The 8,722-nt window shown below is 69.9% G+C and carries 8 protein-coding genes; 3 read left to right on the top strand and 5 right to left on the bottom strand.

Annotated features, from left to right (window positions below; all coding sequences use genetic code 11):
* The first annotated feature begins 90 nt into the window (after positions 1–90).
* Genes B8460_RS13420 through B8460_RS13410 form a run of 3 tightly spaced genes read left to right on the top strand, consistent with a single transcriptional unit; the run spans position 91 to position 2,287 of the window.
* A complete protein-coding gene (locus B8460_RS13420) occupies positions 91–588 on the top strand; it encodes a methylated-DNA--[protein]-cysteine S-methyltransferase (RefSeq protein WP_084623630.1) in 498 nt (165 codons plus the stop codon).
* Positions 585–1,556, top strand: a complete 972-nt coding sequence (locus tag B8460_RS13415) for a quinone oxidoreductase family protein (protein ID WP_048862112.1) — start codon at positions 585–587, stop codon at positions 1,554–1,556. The genes B8460_RS13420 and B8460_RS13415 overlap by 4 nt, the downstream gene beginning before the upstream one ends.
* Positions 1,557–1,588: 32 nt before the next feature.
* Positions 1,589–2,287, top strand: coding sequence for a glutathione S-transferase family protein (locus tag B8460_RS13410; protein ID WP_048862111.1), 699 nt, complete (start codon positions 1,589–1,591; stop codon positions 2,285–2,287).
* On the opposite strand, the gene B8460_RS13405 is transcribed toward B8460_RS13410, so the two are convergent.
* The 5 genes from B8460_RS13405 to B8460_RS13385 form a co-directional block, all read right to left on the bottom strand.
* Complete coding sequence (locus tag B8460_RS13405; protein WP_048862110.1) at positions 2,284–3,879, bottom strand: ABC transporter ATP-binding protein; 1,596 nt, start codon at positions 3,877–3,879, stop codon at positions 2,284–2,286. The two genes, B8460_RS13410 and B8460_RS13405, sit on opposite strands and share 4 nt — an antisense overlap.
* Positions 3,876–4,910 (bottom strand): ABC transporter permease, encoded by a 1,035-nt coding sequence (locus B8460_RS13400; protein WP_048862109.1) that lies wholly within the window; start codon positions 4,908–4,910, stop codon positions 3,876–3,878. Before B8460_RS13400 ends, B8460_RS13405 begins: the two co-directional genes overlap by 4 nt.
* On the bottom strand, positions 4,907–5,977 hold the full coding sequence (locus B8460_RS13395; RefSeq protein WP_048862108.1) for a microcin C ABC transporter permease YejB: 1,071 nt from the start codon (positions 5,975–5,977) through the stop codon (positions 4,907–4,909). The genes B8460_RS13400 and B8460_RS13395 overlap by 4 nt, the downstream gene beginning before the upstream one ends.
* A gap of 2 nt (positions 5,978–5,979) precedes the next feature.
* Positions 5,980–7,887 carry an extracellular solute-binding protein gene (locus B8460_RS13390; RefSeq protein ID WP_048862107.1) on the bottom strand — a complete coding sequence of 636 codons (1,908 nt, stop codon included), beginning with the start codon at positions 7,885–7,887 and terminating at the stop codon, positions 5,980–5,982.
* A gap of 66 nt (positions 7,888–7,953) precedes the next feature.
* Positions 7,954–8,700 carry an inositol monophosphatase family protein gene (locus B8460_RS13385; protein WP_048862113.1) on the bottom strand — a complete coding sequence of 249 codons (747 nt, stop codon included), beginning with the start codon at positions 8,698–8,700 and terminating at the stop codon, positions 7,954–7,956.
* Positions 8,701–8,722 lie beyond the last annotated feature (22 nt).

Here is an 8,722-nt window from a genome sequence, read left to right as displayed (position 1 = left end):
CGTTTCGCCGGCATCCAGCGCGACTATTCGCCCGGGGCTGGCATCCGCCGCCTGTGCCTCTTTTTCCGAGACTATCGGGCGGCGTCCCCCTTGCCACAGCTCTCGCTGCATACCCAGGCCGGCGCCATCACCCTGTCCGAGGAAGACGGCGCCATCGTCTCGCTCGACTGGGGCTGGGCGCGCGACCAGGACGCGACCGCCCTGCTGTGCCGGGGCCGGGCGGAGCTGCATGCCTATTTCGATGGTGAGCTGGAGACGTTCGGCCTGCCGCTCGCGCCCCCCGGCACCCCGTATCGGCGGCGTGTATGGGACGCCCTGCGAGCGATCCCCTATGGTGCCACCCGTTCCTATGCCGACATCGTCGCGCGCGCCGGCGGCTCGCCGCGGTCGGTGGGTCAGGCGAACGCGGCGAACCCGATCCCCATCATCATTCCCTGCCACCGGGTCGTCGGCAGCGACGGCCTCGGCGGGTATTCCGGCGGCGACGGGCTGGCGACCAAGCGCCTGCTGCTGTCGCTGGAACAGGACCGCGTCGGCGCGCGCGGCGGCCACCCTCACGGCGACTGCGTTCAAGGAGCACCACGATGACCAAGGCGATCCGCATCCACGCCACCGGCGGCCCCGAGGTGCTGCAATGGGACGACGTCCCCACGCCCGAACCCGGCCCGGGTGAGGCGCTGGTCCACCACGAGGCGGTCGGCCTGAACTTTATCGACGTCTATTTCCGCACCGGCCTCTACAAGTCCGCCCTGCCGGCCACGATCGGCATGGAGGCGGCGGGCCGGGTCGTCGCCGTCGGCGCCGGCGTGACGGACGTGGCACCCGGCGACCGCGTCGCCTATGCCACCGCCCCGATCGGCGCCTATGCGACCGAGCGGGTGATCGCCGCCGACCGCCTCGTGCGCGTGCCGGACGGGGTGGACGCCAAGACCGCCGCCGCGATGATGCTGAAGGGCATGACCGCGCACTACCTGCTGTTCCGCACCTACAAGGTGAAGCCGGGTGACGTGCTGCTGGTGCACGCGGCGGCCGGCGGCGTGGGCCTCATTCTTCTCCAATGGGCAAAGGCGATCGGCGCGACCACGATCGGCGTCGTCTCGACCGAGGCGAAGGCAGACCTCGCGCGGGCCAACGGCGCGACGCATGTGCTGGTAGGGCACGACAACCTGGCGGCCGAGGTCAAGCGCATCACCGGCGGCGCGATGGTGCCCGTGGTCTATGACAGCGTCGGCCGCGACACCTTCATGGCGAGCCTGGACTGCCTCGCCCCGTTCGGCCTGATGGTCATCTACGGCAACGCCTCGGGGCCGGTGCCGCCGCTCGACCTGTCGGTGCTGGCGGCCAAGGGCAGCCTGTATGTCACGCGCCCGACGCTCGCGACCTACACCGCCAAGCGCGCCGACCTCGTCGCCACCACCGACGCGATGTTCAAGGCGGTGCTCGACGGCAGCATCTCGATCGCCATCAACCAGACCTACGCGCTGAAGGACGCGGCCGAGGCCCACCGTGCGCTCGAGGCGCGTCAGACCACCGGCAGCACCGTGCTCCTGCCCTGACCCACGCGGCGGGCCGCGACGGGGTGCCCGGCATGATGACACTGTATTCCTATCCGGGGCTGTTCGGCGTCGCGGACAACAATCCGTTCGGCCTGAAGGTGTATGCCTTCATGAAGCTGTGCGGACTGCCGTTCCGCCATGAGCACATCTTCGACGCCTCCGCGGCGCCGCGCGGCCAGTTGCCGTATCTGCTGGACGGCGACGCGGCGATCGGCGACAGCGACACGATCATCGCGCACCTGATCACGCACAAGGGCCTCGACATCGACCGTGCGCTGACGCCGCAGGAGCGCGACACCGATCTGCTGGTGCGGCGCACGCTCGATGATCTCTACTGGGTGATGTCCTATTCGCGCTGGAAGGACGACCGCTTCTGGCCGCTGTTCCGTGACGCGATCCTGCGCACCCATCCCGCCGTCACCGCCGAGGGGATGCAGGCGGCGCGGGACTACAATTTCAAGCGCTACCATTTCCAGGGCATCGGCCGCTATGAGCCGGAGGCCGCCTATGCGCGCGGCATCGCCGATCTGCGGGTGCTGGCGCACCTCATCCCGGCGGACGGCTTCCTGTTCGGCGCGAAGCCGGGCAGCATCGATGCCGGCATCTATGGTTTCACGGCCAACATCCATTTCTACGACATCGACACGCCGCTGAAGGCGTTCCTTGCGTCGCAGACCAACCTCGTGCGGCACTGCCTGGCGATCCACGAAGCGATCGGGCGGCGGGACTAAGCCGCCGCCGGGTCGGCCTCGAAGGCGAACGCCGCCGCCATCAGGGCGCGGGTGTAGTCGTGGCGCGGCCGGGCGATAACCTCCTCGGCCGGCCCCTCCTCGACGATCCGCCCGTGGCGCAGCACCGCGATGCGGTGCGCGACGGCCCGCACCACGCGCAGGTCATGGCTGATGAACAGGTAGCCGAGGCCATGGGCCTCCTGCAGCCGGCGCAGCAGCGCGACGATCTGCGCCTGCACCGACACATCGAGCGCGCTGGTCGGCTCGTCGAGCACGACGAAGCGCGGCTTGAGCACCATCGCGCGGGCGATGGCGATGCGCTGGCGCTGGCCGCCGCTGAACTCGTGCGGATAGCGGTCCGCGGCCTCCGCCGGGAGCCCGACCTCCTCCAGCACCGCCCGCACGCGCGCGGTCCGCTCGCGTTCGCCGAGCCGCTCGTGCACGCGCAGGCCCTCGGCGACGATCTCGCCCACCGACATGCGCGGCGACAGGCTGCCGAACGGATCCTGGAAGACGATCTGCGCCCGCGCCCGCAGCCGTCGCAGCGCCGCCCCGCGCAGCGTCGCGAGCGGCGTGCCCTCGAACGCCACGCGGCCGGTGGAAGGCGTCAGCGCGAGCGAGGCATAGCCGATCGTGCTCTTGCCCGACCCGCTCTCGCCGACCAGGCCGAGCGTCTCCCCTTCGCGCACGACCAGGGACACGCCGTCGACCGCCCGCACATGGCCGACCGCCCGGCGGAGCAGGCCGCGGCGGATCGGGAAATACACGCGCAGGTCATCGGCGGTCAGCAACGGCTTCGGATCGGGCGGCAGCGGCGCCGGCGGCCCCTTCGGTGACGCCGCCAGCAGGGCGCGCGTATAGGGGTGCGACGGGGCGGCGAACAGCTGCGCCGCCGGCGCCGCCTCCACGATGCGGCCGCCCTGCATCACGCAGACGCGGTCGGCATAGCGGCGGACGATGGACAGATCATGCGTGATCAGCAGCAACGCGAGCCCGCGCTGCGCGCGCAGCTCCGCGAGCGTCGCGAGGATCTGCGCCTGGATCGTCACGTCGAGCGCCGTCGTGGGCTCGTCGGCGATCAGCAGCGCCGGATCGTTGGCCAGCGCCATGGCGATCATCACCCGCTGCCGCTGGCCGCCCGACAGCTGGTGCGGATAGGCATCGAGCCGCGCCCCCGCGTCGGCGAAACCCGCCTGATCGAGCAGCGCGACCACCCGCCGGCGCAGCGCGGCGCCGCCGAGCGGGCTGTGCAGCGTCACCGCCTCCGCCACCTGCCGGCCGACGCGGTGCAGCGGGTTGAGGCTGGTCATCGGCTCCTGGAACACGATGCCGGCGCTGCCGCCGCGCAGCGCGCGCAGCGCCCGGGGCGCCGCACTCAGAACGTCGACCCCGTCGAGTTCGATGCGCCCGGCCGGATTGGTCCCCCCCGCCGGCAGCAGGCGCAGGATCGACAGCGCCGTCAGCGACTTCCCTGACCCGCTCTCGCCCACCAGCGCGAGCGTCTCGCCAGGGTCTAGGCTGAACGACACGCCGTCCACCACCCGGCGGCTGCCGAAGGCGACGGCCAGATCATCGACCGCCAGCAGGCTCACGGCGCGGACTCCAGCGCCTGCTTGCGCGGATCGAACGCATCACGCAGCGCCTCGCCGATGAAGATCAGCAAGGTCAGCAGCGTGCCGAGCACGACGAACGCGGTGATGCCGAGCCACGGCGCCTGCAGGTTGTTCTTCCCCTGCGCCACCAGTTCGCCGAGCGAGGGCGAGCCGGGCGGCAGGCCGAAGCCAAGGAAGTCGAGGCTGGCCAGCACCGTCACCGACCCGGACAGGGTGAACGGCAGAAAGCTGAACACCGCGACCATCGCGTTCGGCAGGATGTGCCGCCACATCACCGCCGCGTCGGAGACGCCGAGCGCCTTGGCCGCCCGCACGTAATCGAGGTTGCGGCCGCGCAGGAACTCCGCCCGGACCACGCCGGTCAGGCTCATCCACGAGAACAGCAGCAGGAAGCCGAGCAGGATCCAGAAGCCGGGTGCGATGACGCTGCCGAGGATGATCAGCATGTAGAGCTGCGGCATCCCCGACCAGATCTCGATGAAGCGCTGGAACAGCAGGTCGGTCAGCCCGCCATAGAATCCCTGCACCGCGCCGGCCGCGATGCCGATGACGGAGGCGAGCGCCGTCAGGGTGAAGCCGAACAGCACCGAGATGCGAAAGCCATAGATCACCCGCGCCGCGACGTCGCGCGCCTGGTCGTCGGTGCCGAGGCCGTTGCGCCACGACGGCGGCGCCGGGGACGGCACGCTGAGGTTCTTCACCGACGTGTCGTAGCTGAACGGAATGAGGGGCCAGAGCATCCACCCGTGCGCGTCGATCGTCCGCCGCAGATCGGGATCGGTGTAATCGGCCTCAATCGGCAGGAAATCCGGCCCAAAGGCGTCGCCCGAATAGTCCTGCAGCACCGGGAAATACCATCGTCCCTGGTAGTGGATCACCAGGGGCCGGTCATTGGCGACGAACTCGGCCGCGGAGGTGAAGACGAACAGCGCCAGGAAGATCCACAGCGACCAGAACCCGCGCCGATGCGCGCGGAACAGCGCCAGCCGGCGGCGGGCGAGCGGCGTCATCGGCGGGCGTCGAAGTCGATGCGCGGATCGACCACCGTGTAGAGCATGTCTCCCACGATCTGCATCACCAGCCCGAGCAGGGTGAACAGATAGAGCGTGCCGAAGATCACCGGATAGTCGCGCCGGATCGCGCTCTCGAAACCCAGCAGGCCGAGGCCGTCGAGCGAGAAGATGATCTCCACCAGCAGCGCGGAGCTGAACAGCAGGCTGATGAAGGCCTGCGGGAAGCCCGCGACCACCAGCAGGATCGCGTTGCGGAAGACGTGGCCATAGAGAACGCGCCGTTCGCCCGCGCCCTTGGCCCGCGCGGTCACGACGTAGTTCTTGCGGATTTCCTCGAGGAACGAGTTCTTGACGAGGATGGTCAGACTCGCGAACCCGCCGACCACGAGAGCGACCGTCGGCAGCACGATATGCCAGAGATAGTCACAGATCTTGCCCCACAGGCTGAACGAGGCGAATCCCTCGCTCGTCAGCCCGCGCAGCGGGAACCACTGCACGAAGCTGCCGCCCGCGAACAGCACCACCAGCAGGATCGCGAACAGGAAGCTCGGCACCGCATAGGCGACCAGCACCACCGCGCTCGTGGCGACATCGAAGCGCGAGCCGTCGCGCACCGCCTTGGCGATGCCGAGCGGGATCGAGACCAAATAGATCAGCAGCGTGGACCACAGGCCGAGCGAGACGGACACGGGCATCTTTTGCTCGATCAGCTGCAGCACCGTCGCGTCGCGATAGAAGCTGCGCCCGAAATCGAAGCGCAGATAGCCGACGATCATGTCGCGGAAGCGCTCCAGCGGCGGCTTGTCGAAGCCGAACACCTTCTTGATCTGCGCAATGATCGCCGGATCGATCCCCTGCGCGCCGCGATAGCTGCCGGCGCTCTGCACGTCCGACCCCGCGCCGGTGATCCGGCTCGACAGCGCCGCGCCGTGCCCCTTCAGCTCGGCGATCGCCTGTTCGACCGGGCCGCCGGGGGCGAGCTGGATCACCGCGAAGTTGATGGCGATGATGCCGAACAGCGTCGGGATCACCAGCAGCAGCCGCCGGACGAGATAGGCGCCCACGCCTAGCGCGCGCCCGCCGCCAGCGCCTTCGCCTTGGCCGCATCGACCCACCAGAGGTCGAAGTTGAACCCCTCGCGCGTCGGCTTGTCGGGATGGCCGAACTTGTCCCACCACGCGACCCGGAAGGTCCGGCTGTCCCAGTTCGGCACCGCGTACCAGCTGTTCAGCATCACCCGGTCCAGCGCGCGCGCCGCCGTGATCAGCGCGGGCCGGTCCTGGGCGGTGATCACGTCGGTGATCAGCGTATCGATCGCCTTGTTGCAGGCGCCGATGACGTTGGAGCTGCCTTGGGCATCGCGCGCGGCACAGGACCAGTAGTCGCGCAGCTCATTGCCCGGCACGTCGCCCTCCGGATAGATCATCATCGTCATGTCGAAATCGAAGGCGTCGGTCAGGCGCTCGTACTGCGCCGGATCGACGGTGCGGACCTGCACGTTGATGCCGATGCGCTGGAGATTCTGCACATAGGGCAGCGTCGGCCGTTCCAGCGACGGATCGTCGAGCAGGATGGTGAACGCCATCTGCTGGCCGCCCGCGTTGACCAGCCGCCGGTCCTTGACCGTCCATCCCGCCTGCCGCAGCAGGTCGAGCGCCGCGCGGAACTGCGCCGTCATGTTGCCCGACCCGTCCGTGACCGGCAGCGTGAAGGGCGTGGTGAAGACGGCCGGCGGGATGTCGGCGCGCAGCGGTTCCAGCAGCTTCAGCTCCGCCGCGTCCGGCAGGCCCGAGGACGCGAGATCGCTGTTGGAGAAGTAGCTCATCGTGCGGGTATAGGCGCCGTAGAAAAGGTTCTTGTTCTCCCACTGGAAGTCGAAAAGCTGCGCCATCGCCGCCCGCACCCGCATATCCTTGAACACGTCGCGGCGCGTGTTCATGGCATAGCCCTGAAACCCGGTCGGGAGGTGGTGCGGAATCACCTGGCGGATGACCCGCCCGTCCTTGACCGCCGGGAAGTCATAGGCGGTCGCCCAGTTCTTCGCGATATTCTCCGACCGCGCGTCGATCGACCCCGCCTTGAACGCCTCCAGCGCCACCGTCGCGTCGCGATAGTATTCGATGCGGACCCGGTCGAAATTATTGGTGCCGACCGCCGTCGGCAGGTCGCGCGCCCACCAGTTCGGGTCACGCTGATAGGTGATGCTGCGACCCAGTTCGAAGCCCGCCACCTTGTATGGGCCGGACCCGACTGGCACGTCGACCAGCGGCTTGGTGAAGTCGCGGCCGGCGAAGAAATGCTTCGGCAGGACCGACATGCCGCCGAGGATCAGCGGCAGCTCGCGGTTCTCGTTCGACTTGAAGTGAAAGACGACGCGATGCGGCCCCTCGGTCTGCACGTCGCGCACGTCGGCGAAGGCAATGCGGAAGCCCGGACGGCCCTTGTCGCGCAGCGTGTTGAAGGTCCAGGCGACGTCCTCGGACGTCACCGGCACGCCGTCGGAGAACTTCGCCTCCGGTCGCAGGTCGAAGGCGACCCACATCCGGTCCGCCGGCACCTCGACATCGGCGCAGAGATGGCAGTAGCCGGTGGCGATCTCGTCGGCGGGCGCGACCAGAAGGCTCTCCCACACGTGCCCGATCGCCGAGCCGGAACCGGAGCCACCGGGCATCACCACCCAGGCGCTGCCGAGGCCGAAGGCGGGCGTGCCGCGCAGGACGAACGGGTTGAAGCTGTCGTAACTGCCGATGGCGCCGAGCACGACCTCGCCGCCCTTGGGCGCATCGGGATTGACATAGGGGAAGTGCTTGAACCCGGCGGCGAGGGCCGGGGTGCCCAGGACCGTCAGGCCGATCGCCTTCGTGGCCGGCGGGGGGTGCGCCGGGGTCGCGGGGGCGGCGGATGGCGCGGGCTCGGCGGCCCTTGCCGCGCCGAAGCCAAGAAGACAGGCCAGCAGGATCGCCAAGACGCGCACGCTCGTCCTCCCCCAAGGTACGGCCGGGTTTAGGCCGGCTGCCTGCCCGCCCCTAGTGAAAATCCGTCAGGAACCAAGCAGGCGCAGCGCCTCGGCCAGCAGCGCCGGATCGCCCACGGCAACCGCCCGCCCGTCGCCCTCGGCGCGCAGCGGCGCGCCCGTCCAGTCGGTCATGCGGCCGCCCGCGCCCTCGATCACCGGCACGAGCGCCGCCCAGTCCCAGACCTTCAGCGTCGCCTCGGCGATCACGTCGATCTGGCCGAGGGCGAGCAGGCCATACGCGTAGCAGTCCCCGCCCAGCGACACGCGCCGCGCCGCGGCGGCCAGACGCTGCCAGGGCGTCGGATCGGCCGCGAACATCGACGGATCGGTGCAGGACAATTCCGCCTCGGCCAGCCGCGGGCAGGGCCGGGTGCCGACCTGGCCGCCGAAGCCGCCGGTGAACTGCGTGGCCTCGCCCCGCACGCCGATCCAGCGCTCGCCAGTGACGGGCTGGTCGATGATGCCGAGAACGGGCACGCCGTTCTCCAGCAGCCCGATGAGCGTGCCGAAGGTCGGGCGGCCGGTGATAAAGGCGCGGGTGCCGTCGATGGGGTCGATGACCCAGCGCAGACGGGCCTCGGCGCGGTCGAGCCCGTCCTCCTCGCCGAGGATGCCGTCCCCCGGACAGGCAGCGGCAAGAACCGACCGCATCGCCTGCTCCGCCGCCCGGTCGGCGAGGGTGACGGGCGTCTGGTCGACCTTCAGATCGGCGGCGAGGCCCGCCCTGAAATACGGGCGGATCGCCGCGCCGGCCGCGTCGGCGGCCGCCAGGGCGGCGGCGCGACGGGCCGGC

The organism is Acidisphaera rubrifaciens HS-AP3, assembly GCF_000964365.1.
Taxonomy (GTDB): Bacteria; Pseudomonadota; Alphaproteobacteria; order Acetobacterales; family Acetobacteraceae; genus Acidisphaera; species Acidisphaera rubrifaciens.
Note: the sequence above shows the minus strand (reverse complement) of the source record. Positions and strands in the feature narration are given on the sequence as shown.

Coding starts and splice junctions, on each gene's coding strand:
- B8460_RS13415 (WP_048862112.1), top strand. CDS start 585: ATGACCAAGGCGATCCGCATCCACGCCACCGGCGGCCCCGAGGTGCTG.
- B8460_RS13410 (WP_048862111.1), top strand. CDS start 1,589: ATGATGACACTGTATTCCTATCCGGGGCTGTTCGGCGTCGCGGACAAC.
- B8460_RS13400 (WP_048862109.1), bottom strand. CDS start 4,910: ATGACGCCGCTCGCCCGCCGCCGGCTGGCGCTGTTCCGCGCGCATCGG.